Annotated in this window: 11 protein-coding genes; 6 read left to right on the top strand and 5 right to left on the bottom strand. The window is 69.6% G+C overall.

Going from position 1 to position 17734, the window contains the following annotated elements:
* Positions 1-41: 41 nt before the first annotated feature.
* The 6 genes from tagD (at position 42) to FK267_RS12760 (ending at position 11972) form a co-directional block, all read left to right on the top strand.
* Positions 42-434, top strand: a complete 393-nt coding sequence (gene tagD / locus FK267_RS12785; RefSeq protein ID WP_065363115.1) for a glycerol-3-phosphate cytidylyltransferase — start codon at positions 42-44, stop codon at positions 432-434.
* A gap of 140 nt (positions 435-574) precedes the next feature.
* The gene (locus FK267_RS12780) at positions 575-4564 is read left to right on the top strand and encodes a CDP-glycerol glycerophosphotransferase family protein (RefSeq protein WP_141407431.1); all 3990 of its coding nucleotides are present in this window, start codon (positions 575-577) and stop codon (positions 4562-4564) included.
* Positions 4561-6405: a glycosyltransferase family 61 protein gene (locus FK267_RS12775; protein WP_141407430.1), complete on the top strand. Its 1845-nt coding sequence runs from the start codon at positions 4561-4563 to the stop codon at positions 6403-6405. Before FK267_RS12780 ends, FK267_RS12775 begins: the two co-directional genes overlap by 4 nt.
* Positions 6402-8327: a glycosyltransferase gene (locus FK267_RS12770; RefSeq protein ID WP_141407429.1), complete on the top strand. Its 1926-nt coding sequence runs from the start codon at positions 6402-6404 to the stop codon at positions 8325-8327. The genes FK267_RS12775 and FK267_RS12770 overlap by 4 nt, the downstream gene beginning before the upstream one ends.
* The gene (locus FK267_RS12765) at positions 8324-10729 is read left to right on the top strand and encodes a hypothetical protein (protein ID WP_141407428.1); all 2406 of its coding nucleotides are present in this window, start codon (positions 8324-8326) and stop codon (positions 10727-10729) included. The genes FK267_RS12770 and FK267_RS12765 overlap by 4 nt, the downstream gene beginning before the upstream one ends.
* 28 nt (positions 10730-10757) lie before the next feature.
* Positions 10758-11972: a glycosyltransferase family 2 protein gene (locus tag FK267_RS12760; RefSeq protein WP_141407427.1), complete on the top strand. Its 1215-nt coding sequence runs from the start codon at positions 10758-10760 to the stop codon at positions 11970-11972.
* A 51-nt stretch (positions 11973-12023) separates the two neighbouring features.
* Here the strand turns inward: FK267_RS12760 and FK267_RS12755 are convergent, their stop codons facing one another.
* Genes FK267_RS12755 through FK267_RS12735 form a run of 5 tightly spaced genes read right to left on the bottom strand, consistent with a single transcriptional unit; the run spans position 12024 to position 17732 of the window.
* Positions 12024-12800, bottom strand: a complete 777-nt coding sequence (locus FK267_RS12755) for a DUF6270 domain-containing protein (RefSeq protein ID WP_075374709.1) — start codon at positions 12798-12800, stop codon at positions 12024-12026.
* A 2-nt stretch (positions 12801-12802) separates the two neighbouring features.
* Positions 12803-13840: an ABC transporter ATP-binding protein gene (locus FK267_RS12750; RefSeq protein ID WP_141407426.1), complete on the bottom strand. Its 1038-nt coding sequence runs from the start codon at positions 13838-13840 to the stop codon at positions 12803-12805.
* Positions 13827-14741: an ABC transporter permease gene (locus FK267_RS12745; RefSeq protein ID WP_141407425.1), complete on the bottom strand. Its 915-nt coding sequence runs from the start codon at positions 14739-14741 to the stop codon at positions 13827-13829. Before FK267_RS12745 ends, FK267_RS12750 begins: the two co-directional genes overlap by 14 nt.
* Positions 14738-16465, bottom strand: a complete 1728-nt coding sequence (locus FK267_RS12740; RefSeq protein WP_141407424.1) for a glycosyltransferase family 4 protein — start codon at positions 16463-16465, stop codon at positions 14738-14740. Before FK267_RS12740 ends, FK267_RS12745 begins: the two co-directional genes overlap by 4 nt.
* A complete protein-coding gene (locus FK267_RS12735; protein ID WP_075379391.1) occupies positions 16458-17732 on the bottom strand; it encodes a glycosyltransferase family 4 protein in 1275 nt (424 codons plus the stop codon). Before FK267_RS12735 ends, FK267_RS12740 begins: the two co-directional genes overlap by 8 nt.
* Positions 17733-17734: the final 2 nt, after the last annotated feature.

Below are 17734 nucleotides of genomic sequence, written 5' to 3'. Positions count from 1 at the left end.
GTTGAGGATGAACCTCGAACGTCCAACCAGGAAGTGACCCCATGAAGCGCGTGATTACCTATGGCACATATGACCTGCTCCACTATGGTCATATTGCATTGCTGAAGCGTGCGCGAGCGCTGGGGGACTTCCTGATGGTGGCGCTGTCCAGTGACGAGTTCAATGCCGGAAAGGGTAAGCAGGCCTACTTCTCCTACGAGGAGCGCAAGGTGATGCTCGAAGCCATCCGGTATGTCGATCTCGTGGTGCCCGAGATGACCTGGGGGCAGAAGACCGAGGACATCGCCAAATACGGTATTGATGTCTTCGTCATGGGGGACGACTGGAACGGCGAGTTCGACGACCAGCTCAAGGGTCTGTGTGAGGTCGTCTACCTCCCGCGGACTCCCGAGGTCTCAACGACTCGGATCAAGAGTGATATGCGCCTGGGCTGAGTGGTGCGCTGAGCGGCGGCTCGCTGTGCGGGCTGTATCGAGGGGTGAGCGGAGACCTGGATCGAGGCTCGCTGCATGCTGCGTCAACAGGCGCAGGATTAAATACGCGTAATGTTCATACTGAAATAAGGGCGACCATCATGAGTAAGGATGCTGTTCTCAGAAAAATGGGGCGTGCCGTTTCCGGCCGCCTGCAGCTGCCGGCCACCACCCGGCTGGTGCGCTATGCCGCCGCCAGGGAGTACGAGGACGGTAACCTGGCTGAGGCAAAGCGTCTGTATGAAAAACTCTCTGAGAGCGGCCACGACACGGCCATCCGGCTGCGGTTGGGAGTCATCGCTGAGCGTCAGGAACGGTTCGAGGCGGCCTTGAGGACCTACACCGAGGTGGCCGACCGCGACCCCTCCTGCGGAGAGGCCTTCTACCGTGCCGGCTGCCTCCTCAAGCGTCAGGACGATCCGGAGGGGGCCTCCGTCTTCTTCTCGCGGGCCCTCTCCTCGGGGGTGCGGGACCGGCGCTACTCGGAGAATCTGCTCGCCTGCCTGCCCGCGAGCACCCCGCAGTGGCAGCGCCTGGAGGTTCTGCTCTCCGGACTGCCGGAGCACGAGAACGACGCCGCCTGGCTGCGCAAGCTCCTTCAGGCTCAGCTTCACCTGGGGCTCAACGGGCCGGCCAGGTGCACCCTGGACGCCCTGGCCGACATCGATGAGCTCAGCGCGCAGGAGCTCTTCGAGCAGGGGGTCATCGCCCACCGTGAGGGGGATCGGGCCTCCGCCGCCGCCAGCTTCGCCGCCGCCTGCAAGGCCGCCGGAGGAAAGGCCTGCAGCAAGGGGCCGGCCCAGTTCGCGTGCTCCCGGGGAGACTGGAGGCTGGCGGCCGAGCTCTTCGAGATCTACCCGGGCGAGGGGATGACGAGGGTGGAGCGGGCCTACGAGCTGGCCTACTGCCTGGACCGTCTGCGCGAGCACGAGCGGGCACAAGGACAGTACGCCCTGGCCGCCTCACTGGACACCGGCAACGGGAACACTCTTTACAAGCTGGGACTCGCCTCGGAACGTGTCGGCGACCTCGCCACCGCGGAGCGCTCGTACCAGGAGGCCTTGCGGACGCTCAAGAAGCCCGCACGCAGCTGGTGGAACTATCGCCGTGGGGTCTGCCTGGCAAGGCTGGGACGCCACGACGAGGCGCTGGCCTCCTTCTGGGCCTACCTGGGACCGGCCCCGCGCGGGCTGGCATCGGTGTCCAAGCAGCTGGCCAGCACGGGCTTCCTCGACCTGGTCCGCGCGAAGAGCACACCTCCGCCTCGGCAGCGGCCGGAGGACCTGGTCGAGTCCACCATCGGCGACGTCATGCTCGGCCTTCACGAGGCTCTCAGCTCCCACAACTCTACGGATGATCCCGGTGCCGGTGAGGCGATCCCGTCCGCCGCAGCGGGTCAGGCCGCTCAGTCCATCCGGCATGTCCTCCCTCTGGTTCTCAAGGGGGACCGGAATCACCGCCTGGTCCTGGCCCAGCTGGCCCAGGACGCCGGGCAGGTGGAGCTCGCCTGCGAGATCCTCGAGCAGGCCGAGGAGTTCGGCTGCAAGGACGGGCTGGACCCGAGGGCCTATGGACGCACCGCGACAGCCGCCCGCAACATCCGCTACGCCGAGGCCCTGGAGGTCCTTCCCGTCAGCCCCCACCTGGTGCTGTGGGAGTCCAACCACGGCGCCTCGATCGGTTGCCATCCCCTGGCCATCTTCCGCTGGATGGTGGACCGGCCGGAGTACTCCCACCTGTTGCACGTGTGGGCCGTCAATGACCTGGGCGCCATCCCCGCGGATCTGCTGGGGCGTCGCAACGTCGTCTTCGTCCCCCTGCACAGCACGGAGTACATGCAGTACCTCGCCACCGCCGGGTACCTCGTCAACAACGTCTCCTTCGCGCCCTACTTCGTGCGCCGCCGCGAGCAGCGCTACCTCAACACCTGGCACGGCACCCCCTTCAAGACCCTGGGACGGTCCATGCGGGGAGGTCTGCTCGACTACGAGAACCTGCAGCGCAACTTCCAGCTGAGCACCACGCTCATGGCGCCCAATGAGCTCACCCGATGGGCGCTGGTGGAGGACCATGATCTGCTCGACGTCTACCGGGGCCGCACCATCGTCGCCGGCTCCCCCCGACTGGACACCTCGCTGACGATGAGCGCGCAGGAGCGCACGGTGCTGCGAGGTCGCCTGGGACTTGCTGAGGACGATGAGCGCCGTCTGGTCCTGTTCGCCCCCACCTGGCGCGGCGGGGTCAGCAAGCGAGAGCTGGACCGTGAGGCCCTGGTCGCCGACCTGACCGCCATGGCCTCCCGTGACGACGTGCTCGTGGTCTACCGCGCCCACCGTCTGTCCGAGAAGCTGCTGGCCGGCGTCGATCTGCCGGTGAGCGTCGTCCCCAAGGACATCGACACCAATGAGCTGCTGGCCGCCGTCGACGTCCTGGTGACCGACTACTCCTCGATCCTCTTCGACTTCCTGCCCCAGAAGCGCCCCATCGTGCTCTACATGCACGACATCGAGGAGTACCGGGCCGAGCGGGGCCTGTACCTTGATCCTGGGGAGGTCCCCGGGCTGGCCTGCTATGACCGCGCTGAGCTGGCCTCAGCCATCGGGCGTGCCCTGGCCGGAGAGGGGGTCGCGCCCCAGAAGGCCCTCGACCGGTACTGCCCCTACGAGGACGGACAGGCCTCGTCACGCCTGGCCCGAGCCTTCTTTGACGACGACCTCGACCACGGACGGCAGGCGATCATCAGGGACCACGCCCTCGAGCCCGCATCTGGCGACGGTTCCCGCAGACGCCGCACCCTCCTGTTCCACGCCTCCATGATCCCCAACGGGATCGCCTCCGCCCTCCTGGCCCTCCTGGAGGCGCTCGATCCGGACCTCTACTCGGTCAACCTCATTGTCGAGCCCTCCGTCCTGCGCAACAACGAGGACCGTCAGGAGATCTTCCGACGCCTGCCCCGCCACGTCCATGTCATCTGCAAGCCCGGGGCCGCTCCTTGGCGGATCCACGAACGGGCCTGCGTCAACGACTTCGCCCGCCACCCCGATGCCTTCACCTCGCAGAGCTTCTGGGACTGCTACTGGGCCTACTACGAGCGCGAGACGCGCCGCATCCTGGGCGACTTCGTGCCCGACGCCGCCATCGAGTACGACGGCTACGCCGAGACGTGGGTGTCGCTCATCGCTGCCTGGGGTCGCCGCGGATCGCGCACCTCCTGCTACCAGCACAACCAGATGGACAACGAGTACCGGGACAAGTACCCGGGCCTCAAGCGCGTCTTCACCCTCTACAGCGCTGTCGTCGCCGTCGTCGCCGTCAGCCCGGGACTGGCCCGCCACAACCGCAGCGGGCTGGCCGGCCTGGGCATTGACCTCTCCCAGCGCCAGCTCTCGGCCCGCAACCTCCTCGACGTCGAGCGGGTCCGCCTCGGGGCACAGGCGCCCGCGCCCGATGCCTTCATTGCGCTGAAGAACGAGCACGACATCGTCCTTGCCACCATGGGGCGGATGTCGATGGAGAAGAACCAGGCGGCTCTCATCGAGGCGCTCGCCCTTCTGCGCGAGCAGGACGGCACCGAGGGCGGTACCGCTCAGGGGCTGAGCATCGGCCTGGCGATCGTCGGATCCGGGGTGCTCGAGGGGACGCTGCGGGCCAGGATCGATTCCCTGGGCCTGTCCGGGCACGTCGCGCTGCTGGGACAGATGGACAACCCGTTCCCGGTCCTGGGCGGAGCCGACCTGTTCGTCCTGCCCTCCTTGCACGAGGGGCAGCCGGTCACCCTGCTGGAGGCGATGACACTGGGAACCGGCATCGTGGCTTCCGACCTTCCGGGCAACCGGGAGCTGGTCGCCCTCGGATACGGGGTTCTGAGCGGGACCTCGCCCCAGGACATCGCCCAGGCGATCCGCACGGCACTGGCCGATCCCCGCCTCGCCCACGGAGACTTCGACGTCACCGAGCACAACGCGCGCTCACTGCGGGACACCCTGGAGGCAGTGCTCGGCCCCGAGGCACTCCACCAGCAGCCCCAGGGGAAGACGGCTTCCAAGAGGCGGCGGCGCAAGCGGGCGGCCTCGCGAGGGAAGCCCGCATGACGGGCCCCCACGGGTCACAGCCCACAGCGGCTCGCCAGGGTGCGGTCTGCGCCCCGATGCCGGCCGGCAAGCCCTCGGCGGAGCTGGGGGAGATCCTCCAGCAGGTCCTCCAAGGGCTGTTCCGCGGGGAGGAGTCCGGAGCAGCGCCCCGTGTCGCCGTGCTCCTGGACCGCCCTCAGCCCCACCTGAGCAACTGGCTCGGGGCGGCGCTGGGAGCGCGCGAGCTGATCGTCTGCTCAATGCGGGACGAGCAGGACGAGCAGGACGGGTGCCCGGAGGCGGAACCAGTGGAGTACTCCGGTCTCATCGGTCTGGCCCGAGTGGTTGGCTTCACGAACCAGGTCGACCTGCACCAGGCCCTGGCCACTCACGGCCGGTTCGACGTCCTCGTGGACGCACTCACCCACAGCCCGGGCATGCGCGCCACGTCCGCCCAGCTGTTCATCGGTATTGTCCGCGACGGCGGGTACTACGTCGTCATCGATGGTGCGGCGCTGGGCGAGAGCCTCAACACCGCTGGGCTCATCACCCGGGCCTCGCGCAGCCTCGCCGGTCTGCACGGAGCCGCGGGGGAGCTGAGTGGGGACGAACGGTCCTACGGTGAGCAGGTGGCCGCACTGACCGTCCTCGACGGCGGCGTCGTGCTGCGTAAACGAGGAGACGGATTCGTCAAGCTCCGATACGCCGAGACCCCGCCGATCCTGTCCGCCCGCTACGGCGAGTCCTGGGGGCGGTCACTGGAGACCCTCCCCGCCCGGGTCACCCCGCTGGAGGTCATTGGCGTCACCAACAACCCGGGATTGTGCGCCAAGAGGTTTCCGCGCGAGAACCGCATCCCCGAGACCTCCGTCCTGGAGTACCGGGACGTGTGCGTCGCCCCCCGTCAGGTGCTTGTCAAGGATCATCTCCTGCTGCCCAACACCTTCCGCCTGGCCACGACCAAGCGGCTGGTCAACACGGCGCTGAAGGAACTCAACCACTACTACGCCGCGCCCACGGTCGATACGCAGTCGGCTCCCAGACGTGAAGGAACCTTCTTCTACCTGGACATCGAGTACAACCGGCACTTCGGCCACTTCATGACCGAGGTCGTTCCCAGGCTCTACGCCTGGGAGCTGGCGCGGGCGACGCACCCCGACATCCGGATCCTCACCAACAGCAGGGCCGACCGCGGCCGTCCCCCTGCCTACCAGCGCATCCTCCTGGAGGCCTACGGCATCGACGACGACCTGGTCGAGGTCATCACCTCCCCGGTGAAGGTCGACACCCTCGTGTGCGCCATGCCCCTCATGCAGAACGGGCGATTCGCCGACCCGGCTCTGGCCTCAACCTGCCACCGGCTGCGTGACGGCCTGCTGGAGCGATCAACCCCCAACGACAAGCCCCAGCGCAGGCTCTTCATCTCCCGCAAACCCGACATGTGGCGCGAGTGCCTCAACGGCAGTCAGGTCGAGGAGTGCTTCGCCCGCAGGGGCTTCACCATCATCCGGCTCGAGGGCCATTCCATCGTGGAGCAGGCCCGCATGTTCTACGAGGCCGACGTCGTGGCCGGGTACATCGGCTCGGCCCTGTACAACATCATGTTCGCGCGCCGACCGATCGACGTCATCGGCTTCATCAACCAGTCCTACCTGGCCACCAACGAGTACCTCATCTGCTCGGTGCTCGGCCACCGCCTGCACCTGTTCTACGGCGACGAGATCACCGACGGCAGGGGGAAGGACTGTGAGGGCCGGGACCTGGGAGTCACCAACCGGGACTACGTCTTCAACATCGAGCGCGACGGCGACCAGCTCGACGAGCTGCTCGACTCCCTGGAGAAGACATGGGGGGAGTCATGAGCTCGCCGGAGACCCGCACCTCGCCTCGGACGGCCCCCGAGCTGCGGCGAGCCCTGTGGCACCTGCGTCACTCAGGGCTGTCGGGGCTGCGTGAGCACCTGCGCCGTCGTCGGGCCACCGCCTGGGCCCGCCCCCGCCGAGGGGCCTCCAAGAGACGGGGCCGGACGCTCCTGCCAGACTGGCCGCTGCCCACACCCCAGGAGACCGGGCCCCGTCACGACGTGACCGTCGGGGTGATCGCCGACGAGTTCACGGCGCTCGCCCTGGGCTACGAGTGGCGCTCGGTGCCCCTGACCCCCACCGGTTGGCGCGAGCAGGTCGAGCAGACCCCCATCGACCTGCTCTTCGTAGAGTCCGCCTGGCACGGCAACGACGACGCCTGGCGCTTCCAGGTCATCGGCTCCCAGGGACCCTCGGGCCACCTGAGGGACATGGTTACCGTGCTGCGGGACCGAGGAGTACCGACGGTCTTCTGGAACAAGGAGGATCCCGCCCACTACGACGAGGCCATCGAGACCGCACGCCTCTTCGACTGGGTCTTCACCACCGATGAGGCGATGGTGGAGCACTACCGGCGCGACCTGGGACATGACCGCATCGGGATCCTGCCCTTCGCCGCCCAGCCCGCGATCCACAACCCGATCCGCCTGCTGGACGAGGCGGGGCGTCCCGCGCCCCTGAGGGATGTCGCCTTCGCCGGCACCTATTTCGCTCACAAGTACCCCGAGCGGCGCGAGCAGATGGAGATCGTCCTGGGCGGCGCCCACGACGTCGCGGCACGCCTGCCCCACGGGCTGGACATCTTCTCCCGGTACCTCGGCGGCGACGACACCTACCAGTTCCCGGCTCCCTGGGACTCGCACGTGCGCGGCAGCCTCACCTACACCCAGATGCTCAGCGCCTACCGCGCCTACGCCGTCTTCCTCAACGTCAGCTCCGTGGTGGACAGCCCCTCCATGCTTCCGCGCCGCGTCATTGAGGTCCTGGCCTGCGGCACTCCCGTGGTGAGCACCCCGACGCCGGCCACCGACCGCCTGCTGCCCGCAGGCGCCCTGGCCAAGGTCACCGACCGCGCCCAGGCCGGTCACACCGTGCGAGCGCTCGTGACCAACCCGGCCCTCGGGGAGTACATGACGCATCTGGCGCAACGGGAGATCTGGAGCCGGCACACCTACAGCCACCGCGTGGAGACCGTGCTGCGAGCCGTCGGCATGGGGGAGCGGGCCACGCGTCGCCCCACCATCGCACCGCTGGTGTCCACCATCCGGCCCGAGCAGATCGACCACGTCCTTGAGACCCTGGCCCGCCAGCAGCGGGTGACGATGGCCCCGGTCATCCTCACCCACGGCTTCACCGCACCGGCCCGCAGCAGGGCCCGGGCCCGCGAGCTGGGCCTGGAGATCGACTGGGTCAGCGCCGAGACCAGCACTCCCTTGGGGGGCTGCTACAACCTCATGCTCTCGCGGATCGAGGCCGACTACATCGCCAAGATGGACGACGACGACCTCTACGGCGATCACTACCTCTTCGAGTCCCTCGCGGCGGCCGACTACGCCCGTGCCGAGGTCGTGGGCAAGCACGCCCACTACCTGCACCTGACGGGCCCGGACCTGACGGTGCTGCGCTTCGCCGACTGGGAGCACCGCTATACGACTTTCGTCTCCGGGCCGACCCTGGTGGCTCGGGCGGACCTGGCGCGCGAGGTGACTTTTCCCGAGACGACCACTGGTGAGGACACCGGTTTCCTCAATGACTGCGCACGTGCCGGGGCCCGTATCTATTCGGCCTCCCGATTCGGGTTCGTCCAACGGAGAGGGACGACTTTCGGACACACCTGGGACATCTCCAACGCGGAGGTGCTGGCTACGTCCACCATTAGTCATTGGGGACCGCCCCACGAAATGGAGATGCCCACCTCATGAATGCCCGCAGCACCGAGACCTTGCACGTCATCATCATCGGTTCCGCAGATGGGCAGGACACACTCGACTCTCTTGACCAGGACTCGCCCGAAGGCGGGATCGTCCCCATTGGCTGCCCCGATCCGGCGGGGCTGGGCCAGGTCCTGCGCCCCCTGGCCGCAGGGACCCGGGTCCTGCTCCTCCAGGCGGGAGACCGGGTCGAGCCGGGCTATCTCACCTCAGTGGCCCAGCACGGCACCGCCGAGGCGGTCGTCCTCACCCCGACCGTGACCATCCGCCCCGACGGCACCCGCGACGAGCGGCTGCAGTGGCGCTTCAAGCACGGCAACCGCACCGCTGACCTGACCGTCGAGCCCCACATCTTCCCCGACACCGTCAGCGGAGCGGTGCTCACCATCCCCCGCCACGGCCTGCAGGACTGGGGCGGACCAGGGGCCCTCCACGGCGGGGACGACGCCGCCGGCGCGCAGACCGCGACCGATGACGAGCACACCGCCCTGAGCGGGCTCATTGCCCACATCATGGCCACCGGCAACCGGGTGGGGCTGCACGACGGCCCGGCCGTCATCCGCCACGCCCCCCAGCCCCCCGGCCCCTGGGACAGGATCGACCACTACCGCCACCTGCTGGGCACGGTGCTGCCGGCGTGGCTGCAGGCCGGCAGCCCCCCACCGGCCTGGGTCCACCAGCTCATCATCCACCGCCTCATCCAGGTCACCGACGCCGACCGCGGACTGCGCTACCCCTCGGCAGGACTCACGGCCGCCGAGCGCGCCGAGGTGGCCCAGCTTCTGCGCGCCGTCACCCGGCGCGTCCCCGCCCCCCAGATCGAGGCGTACTGCTCCACGCCGCTGGCCGTGGGCCGTCGCACCGCACTGGTCGCCATGGCCGCCGGCCCCATGCCCGCCCCGATCCTGCCCTCGGCGCGCAGGTTCCGCAGCGACCAGAAGGCCACCTACTTCTACACCGGCGACATGCCCCAGGAGCAGTGGAAGGTCGATGGCGCCTGGGCCCAGCCGACCAGCGCCAAGACAGTCGACCACCGCTACTTCGACGACGTGGTCCTCCACGAGCGCATCGTCTGGCTGCCCAAGGGCCAGATCACCGCCGTCATCGACGGCCAGGAGCTCCCGGTCGCCCCCTACCGGGGCGACCCCAGGCCGCCTCAGACGCCACCGGGGCGAGGCCGCCCAGGAGCGGCTTCATCCGGGCTGCGCCGGCGCCTGGCCCGGCTCCTGAGTCCCACCGCCACGCAGGAGACCCAGACGCCCGACGGCACGTCACCTGCCCCGGAGGCCTCCTCCGCGGCGTCCTCCACGACCTCCGTGGCCTCCTCCTCAGCGCCCACGCCGTACACCGCCTCATCCCCCTCCGACTGGCCCCGCACCTGGCTCTACATGGACCGCCACGACAGCGCCGGCGACAACGCCGAGCCGCTGTACCGCTACGCCCGCACCCACGCACCCAGCGTTCGGCACATCTTCGTCATCGAGCGCAGCAGCCCGGACTGGGAGCGCCTCGCACAGGACGGCTTCGTCCTGCTGGACCCGACCGGCCCCGGATTCGACGCCGCCTGGAGCGGCGCCGAGACCATCCTCCTGTCCGATATCGGCGACCCGCTCATCGCGGGCCGCCTCACCGGCACGGGCGTCGGCCCCGACCAGCGCCTCGTCTTCCTCCAGCACGGCGTGACCATGCGCGACATGTGGCGCTGGTTCAACGGCGCCCGCATGGACGTCGTCGTGTGCGCCACCGCCGCCGAGCAGGCCGGGCTGACTGCCGACCACACCTCCTACACCCTCACCGACCGAGAGGTCTGGCGCACCGGCTTCCCCCGCCACGACCACCTCCACAGCCTGCTGGGACGCGAGCGCGACAGCATCCTGCTGGCCCCCACCTGGGACCCCGAGGTCTCACGAGCCCTGGAGAGCGACCCCGACGCCGTCGGACTCCTCAGCGCGCTCTACCGGCCCTGGCTCGAGCTGGCCGCCGGCCTGACCCAGGCCGGCCACCGCACCGTCCTGTTCGCCCACCCCAAGCTGGTGCTGCACGCACCCGAGTGGTTCCGGGCCCTGGGCGTGCCCGCAGTCACCGGCCGCGAGCTGCCCGAGACCCTGGCCCGCTCCTGGGCGGTGGTCTCGGACCGCTCATCCGTCCTCGACGAGGGCATGATCGCCGGCTGCGTCGGTATCGTCTGGGACCCCCGCGCACGGCCGGACACGGATCGCTACCGCGCCCGTCACGAGGCCATCGGAGCCATCGGCGCCGACACCAGCGCGCAGGTGCATCAGGCGGTGGAGGACGTCGTCGCCGGACGAGTCACCGCCCCCGAGGACCTCCTCCTGCTCGACGCCGGAGCCTGCGCCCGCCTGACCGCCCAGCTCCGACGCGACGTGATCTGATGCCGGCCCCGCCGGCGGGGCCCCGCTGATGCGCCGCCGCCCGCCCCTGGTCAGCCTCGTCATCCCCGTCTACGGGGTGGCCCCTTACCTGCCCCGCTTCCTGAGCTCGCTCGACGCCCAGGACCACCCGCACCACCGTCTTCAGGTCGTGCTCGTCCTGGACGGGGCCTGCGACGACTCTCCGCGGGCCTGCCGGAGCTGGGCGCGGCGAACCGACCTCGACGTCGAGATCATCGAGACGGACAACGGCGGACAGGGACGCGCCCGAAACCTCGGGATGGAGCGGGCCCGGGGACAGTGGATCGGCTTCCCCGATCCCGATGACTGGCTCGCCCCCGACTTCCTCACCCGGCTCCTGGCTGCCAGACGCCGCGGCGACGTCCTCCTGGCCGGCCGCACCCTCATCCATCAGGACGGTGCTGAGATCCCCCACCCCCTCGACTTCCGCTTCCAGGGCGGGACTGCCCGGGTCGACGCCGCCCGGCAGCCGCAGGCCATCCAGCTCTCCGTCCACGAGTGCCTCATCCGGGCCGACCGGGCGCTCGCGGCCCGGTTCCCGGAGGACCGTGAGGCCCCCACCTTCGAGGACGCCCTCTACCTGGGGCGTATCCGTAGCCGCTGGGGCCGGATCGTCTACGTGCCCGAGGCCGTCTACCACTATGACAAGCGGGTCGCAGGCGACTCCACGGTTCAGACCGCCTGGTCGCGGCCGGGCCGCTACATCGCTCAGATGCGCACGCGCTACCACGCCCTTCTCGATGCCGCCGGTGGGGCGCCCTGGGCTCAGCAGACGATCCTGTATGACCTGGGCTGGTACTTCGGGGTCGTCGACGCCGGCCGGATGCCCACTGATCCGCCCGGACTGGGGCAGACGCACGCGGCTGAGATGCGTGAGCTGGCGCAGCGCCTCGACTCCGAGCAGATCCTCCGCAGCCCTTGGGGCAACCTCGGCGCCCGGGACCGGGCCCGCCTCCTGCTGTGGAAAGGCCGACCCGAGGTGGCGGTGGTGCGTGACGGCGAGGTCATCGAGCTGTGCACCGTCGAGCCTGCCGGTCGGCAGGCGGAGCCCCTGGGCTACGCCGGCACCGACGTCGGCTGGATCCTCACCGGAGCCGAGGCGGCGCAGCGCTACTCCGGTGCAGACGTCCCCCGCATCCCTCTGTGGTCCCGCCGGCCACGGCTGGTTGAACCGCGCCCGGCCAGGACGGTGCGCCTTCGCAGGCTGCTGCGGCGTCGTCGCTGAAGCGCGTCGATCCCCACCGGCCCTACGCCGCCCTGCCTCACGGGGTGGGGCTCACAGCGCCGGGGCGAGGCTGCGCGGTGCCAGGGCGATCTCCAGCTCGTCGGCGACCCAGGAGTACAGGGAGCCGGCGTAGTGGAAGGGGGCGGCCCCCCAGCGGTGCGCGTCGTCGGCCACCACGAGCTCGTCGGGCACCTGCAGAATCCGCAGGTCGGTCTCCTGGTAGACGAGCTCGATGTAGCGGGTCATGACCCAGTTGGCCTCCATGGCCGTCTGCCCCCAGCTCGGGACGGTGGACATCCCCGATGTGGTCCGTGTCGCCCAGGGAACGTTGATGAGGATCGTCCGCCTCGCCAGGTCGAGCCGCTCCAGGAGGGCGTGGAAACGCAGCAGGGCGGGCCGCCACAGGTGCAGGTGCTCGGCCGTCCCCAGCTCGAGGAACCTGGCGGGAAGCCCCTCGTAGAGGCCGGCCGTCAGCGCCTCGGTCGAACGCGTCAGGAAGGTCCCGGGGGAGGTCTCCAGGACGCCGAGGCGCTCATCGGTCAGGTCCCACAGCAGGAGGTCGGTGTAGGAGGCGACGGCCGTGAGCTGCGCCTCCAGGTTGCCCACCATGTCGGACAGGAAGGACCGACGGGCGAAGGACGACCTGAGCAGGGACAGATCGACGTCGCCGACGTCGGCCGGGCACCCCGCACTGATGAGGGACTGGCGGGCGATGTAACGCTCCACGCTCCAGCCCCGCCGCTCCATCTCACCGGCCACGTCCCTGGCCACGCAAGAGCCGTAGACCGTGATTCGTCCTGCTGTCATCGTGCTTTCCTCACTGCGCATGGTCATACTCCTCGAGCGTGTCGGTAGGGCAGGGTGCGGCTCTCCGAGCGTTGGATCCGCACCCCCGCCGGTTTCCACTTCTCCCGGCACTCGGCCAGGATCGTGGCGGCCTTGTCCGGCTTGTTCTTGGCGATGTTCCAGGACCACCACCGGTAGTCGTGGGCGATCTGGGGGCCCGGGCCGTCACCGATGAGCTCGCCATCCATGAGCCACAGAGCCCGGGTACACATCTCCTCAATGACCTGTGCGGCATGGTTGACGATGAACACCGTCCCGGCGGCGCGCCGCAGCTCGGTCATCTTGATCTCGCTGCGCTCCTTGAACGCGGCGTCACCGGTGGACAGGGCCTCGTCGATGAGGAGGATGTCCGGGTTCGCCGCGGCGGCGATCGCGAACCGCAGACGTGAGGCCATTCCCGAGGAATAGGTCTTCATCGGGCGGTAGATGGCCTTCCCGATCCCGGCCAGCTCAATGACCTCCGGGATGATCGCCTCGATCTGCTGGGGAGTCAGCCCCATGGCCAGGCAGCCCAGGCGCACATTGCGCTCGCCGGACAGGTCCGGGACGAGGGCCGCGTTGACGCCCAGGAGCACCGGGGTGGAACGGGCGCTCACCGTTCCCGAGGTCGGCGTCTCCAAGCCGCCCATGACGCGCAGCAGCGTGGACTTCCCCGCCCCGTTGCGCCCCAGGATCCCGATCGACTCCCCGGCGCGAGCCACGAAGGAGATGTTCTTGAGAGCCTCGACCCTCACTTTCGGCCTGTGCCCAGTCATCCCCATGACGATCTTCTGCGCCACGGAGGCGGTGCGCAGATCCTCGGCGTCCGTGGAGGGCGCCCGGTAGCTCACCCCGATCTCGTCGACGACGACGGTGGCGGTGCCGATGCCGGCCTCGTGACCCTCGGCCGCGGTCATGACAGCGGCCGACGAGTCGCCATCCGATGTCATCATGACGATGGGGGAGGGAGATGTCGCCTCTCCCGGCCCGTCCGCCTGGAGGGCCGCTGAATCCTTCCCTGCTCCGGTCTCAGCGCTCGACACCGTAGGCCTCCTCCTTCTCCCAGAAGAACACGAAGGACACGGTGGTCAGCCCCAGCGACCAGGCACTGAGGATGAGCCACATGCGCGGCTGCGGAACACGCTGGTACAGGATCACGTCTCGGTACATCGTGATGATGAGGTAACCGGGATTGAGGTCCATGGCCCGCAGCATCACCGGGTGATTGATGAACCGTTCGTAGGAGAAGAAGACTCCCGAGGCGTAGAACCAGAACTGAGTCAGGAAGGGCCAGATGTTGCGCATGTCCGGGATCGTCGTCGTGATACGGGAGGCCGCCAGCGTCAGTCCCAGGCTCAGGAGCACCTGAAGCGCCAGGACCGGGACGATGAGGACCCAGTGCCAGCTCGGCCAGGCGTGAGGAGGAAGGACCACCTCGAGGACGAGGAGCGCGATCATCGGCGGGACCAGGTCGATCGCGCTGCGAATCGTGTACGACGCGGACAGGGCGGCCCGAGGGAAGGAGAAGCCTCGAATGAGGTTCCTGCCGGTGACGATCACCTGGCTGCCACCGGTGACCGCCCGCTGCAGCGGCGGGAAGAACGTGACGCCGATGATGAGGTAGCCGATGAAGTTGTCAATACCGCGGCTCGTCTGCAGAAGCAGCCCGAAGACCAGGAAGTAGACGATCGCGTCGAGCATCGGCTTGGCGATGAGCCAGGCGTTGCCCAGGAAGGTGCCCCGTTGAGAGCCCAGGGCCTTGGCCCGGGCGTCGGCCCAGATGAAGTGCCGGCGCTGCCAGAGCTGGCGGATGTAGGCCACCAGCGGTGGGCGCCGGCCCACCGGGTAGAGCTCGCTGAGCTCGACGACGCTGACACTGACCTCCGAGCTGCCGCCCCAGAACGGCTGCCCATCGGACCACGGGGCCCAGGACGCCCTGCTCATACCAGCTCCTTGTAGATCTCGGCCTGACGGACTGCGTTGCCGCTCCAGGTGGGCAGCGGCTGATGCGTTGAGGGCGTTGAGGGCAGGGGATCTCCAGACGCCATACCAGTCAGCACTCGGCTGAGCGCCTCCACGTCCCCGGCAGGGAAAGACCGATTCGTCGCTGCGGCGGTGAGCTCGCTGAGCGCGGGAAGGTCGGAGACCACCACCGGCCGCCCCAGCGCCATCGCCGTCATCGGCTTGAGCGGTGTCACCAGCCGGCATACCGGCGTATCCAGCCTCGGCACGCAGAAGACATCCAGGGCCTGGTACCAGTCCAGGGCCGTGGCGCGCTCCACCCGTCCGGGAAGGACGCACACCGAGGTCTCCAGCCCCAGCTCTCCGGCCAGGGCCACCAGCCCGGGTCGGCTGACCCCGTCACCCACGACGGCGCACCGCACGTCGACCCCCCGAGCGCGGCAGAGCGCCACGGCCCGCAGGAGCACGTCGAAGCCCTCGTAGCCCACCAGGGAGGAGACGCTGCCCACCCACAGGCCGTCGCGGGGCAGGCCCAGCCGTTGGCGGGCATTCGCTGGCGAGTACCTGGTGGCCTCCAGGACCTCCTGTTCCACGGCGTTGGGGACGACCGTGATCCGGCCGGGCTCGACACCCCGGGCCGCGAGGTCCTCGGCCTGTACCCGAGAGAGGACGACGACGGCATCGGCCCGCCGAGCCATCTCGGCCTCCTTGGCCCGCAGCAGCGCGAAGCGCTCGGAGCTCAGTGCCTCGGCCTGCTGACCCACCGGCCTGGAGGCCACCCAGGTGCACTCCAGTACCCCTCGCATCTCGTAGACCCAGGGCAGGCCGTAGGAGCGCGCCACCGTCTGGGTGACCAGGGCGTTGACGTAGTTGGTGGTCGTGTGCAGCACGTGTGGGTGGAACGCGTCCACCTCCCGCGCCAGCAGACGGCTCATCTGAGCCAACCGGGCTATCGGGGCGGCCTGGGTCCGCGCGGGCAGAAGCCGCCGGTAGGTGACTGCGTCGACGACGTCGGTGGCCTGAGCCGAGGGCCTGCCGATGATGACGGGGTAGCCGATGCGGGTCACCGCCCGCACGTCGATGCCGGCGTCGCACTGCGCCTGAAGGAGTGCGTGCGAGCGCACGGTGTAGCCGGACTGGGTGTGGGGCAGTGAGCTGGTCAGCAGGTGAAGGACTCGCAGCGGCTCGCCGGGGTCAGGAACGGTCCATCCCGGTGAGGGGGACAAGCGGGGCAGGTGGAATCCCGGGCTCATCATGGCGAGCTGGGAACGCAGCCGGGCCCGCAGCGCCCCGGAGCCGGGCGCTGCCTCCAGTGCGCTGAGCGCGGCGCTCAGGTGTCCCCGGGACCACAGGTCCCGCGCGCGCACCGCGGGGCTCAGGCCCTCGGCGTCAAGATGCCTCCGCTCGGCGGAACCGAGGTGGATCGCCATCTCGGCGGCAAGCCGGCGGCCGAGGGTCGATCGCGGCACCGCCCGGCTCAGCGCGTCACTAGCCGAGTCCGGTCGGTCGGCGATGAACGCCGACAGCGCCCGGCGCAGCTCGTGCTCGCCCGCGCCGATGCCGAGAGCCCGAGCGCTGCGGCCACGCCAGGGCTCAGAGAGCCGACGCGCCCCCTGCAGGGCCAGCAGCACCGGATCCTCGACCAGCTGCCGGGTGGCGGAGGTACTCAGCAGTGCGAGGTTCCTCAGGATCTGGAGGTCAGCCACCGGCCACCTGCCTCAGGAGGGACTCGTAGCGGTTGGTCATGGCCTCGGCGTCGGCGTGGACCGCCAGCCAGCGCCGTCCGCCCGTCACGTCCAGACGGCTGCGGTCTGCAGCCAGGGCGCTCCACAGGGAGGCCAGGGCCTGCGGGTCCTGCGGGGCGGTGACGTCACCGCAGCCAGCGTCCTCCACGATGCGCCGGGCCTCCCCGTCCACCGAGGCGCACACGTGCACTCCGGCGGACATGATCTCGTAGAGCTTGGAGGGGACCGTCATGGACATGGCCGGCCAGTTCTGCAGGCTCACCAGCGCCGTATCGGCCCAGGCGTAGTGCTGATCCACCTCGCTCCAGGGCACAGGGGGGAGGATCTCCACGGGGGCGGCGAGCCTGTGGGCCAGGGCCACCACCTCCTGGAGCTGTGCGCCGTCGCCGACGATCCGCAGCACCACCGGGGTGCCGTTGCACTGAGCGATGTGTGCGGCTCGCACCGCGAAGCCCAGTCCCTGAGCGCGCCCCACGGTTCCCAGGTACAGCACGTGCAGGGTGCCGTCCCAGCGGCGTCGGTCGGCACCCGTGCGGCCTGTCTGCACCGCGGCGCCGGTGTTGCGCACCGTCACCACGCGGCGTATCCCGCGCGAGCGCAGGACCTGGGCGAAGGAGTCGGTCGTCGTCACCACGGCCGCGGCCTCCCGCTCCAGGCGGGTGATGAGGGGTGGCAGGAGGTTGTGCGTACCGTGGTCGACGATGTGAAGCCGGCGGGCTCGGTGGGCCCATGCCAGGGCCGATGGGCAGGTGGCCGGCTCGGACCACTGCGCGGCTGACAGGAGCAGATCCGGCCAGGCGTCGCGCAGCTCCACCACGACCGGGCGGCGCAGGGCCCTGCCGACGGCGAGCGCGGCCGGGAGGGTGGGGAGCCCGGGAACCGAGCCGAGGATGACGTCGGGACGGTTGGCGCCCCGGAAGCGCGCCACCCCCAGGCGCACGGAGTCGGCCGCCGCGACCATCTGATCGGTGCCGCGTCCGCACACTCCGCTGCTGTAGGGGCGGAAGATCGTGCGGTGCACCATCGCCCCGGTGACGTCCCGCCTGATCGAACCGGCCATGTGGGGCGCGCCGCCTGGCAGGAGACGACCTCCCGGGTAGTGGGGGGCCGGAGCCAGCACCGCTAGCTCGTGGCCCCGTGAGATCAGCGCCTCGGCCAGCCGGTTCCAACGGCGTTGAGGAGCGCCGACCTCCGGTGCCCAGTAGTGGGTGAGCAGAAGAATGCGCATGT

The sequence above is a fragment of the Actinomyces oris genome, from assembly GCF_006546825.1.
Lineage (GTDB): Bacteria > Actinomycetota > Actinomycetes > Actinomycetales > Actinomycetaceae > Actinomyces > Actinomyces oris.
This window is presented reverse-complemented; position numbering and strand designations above follow the sequence as displayed.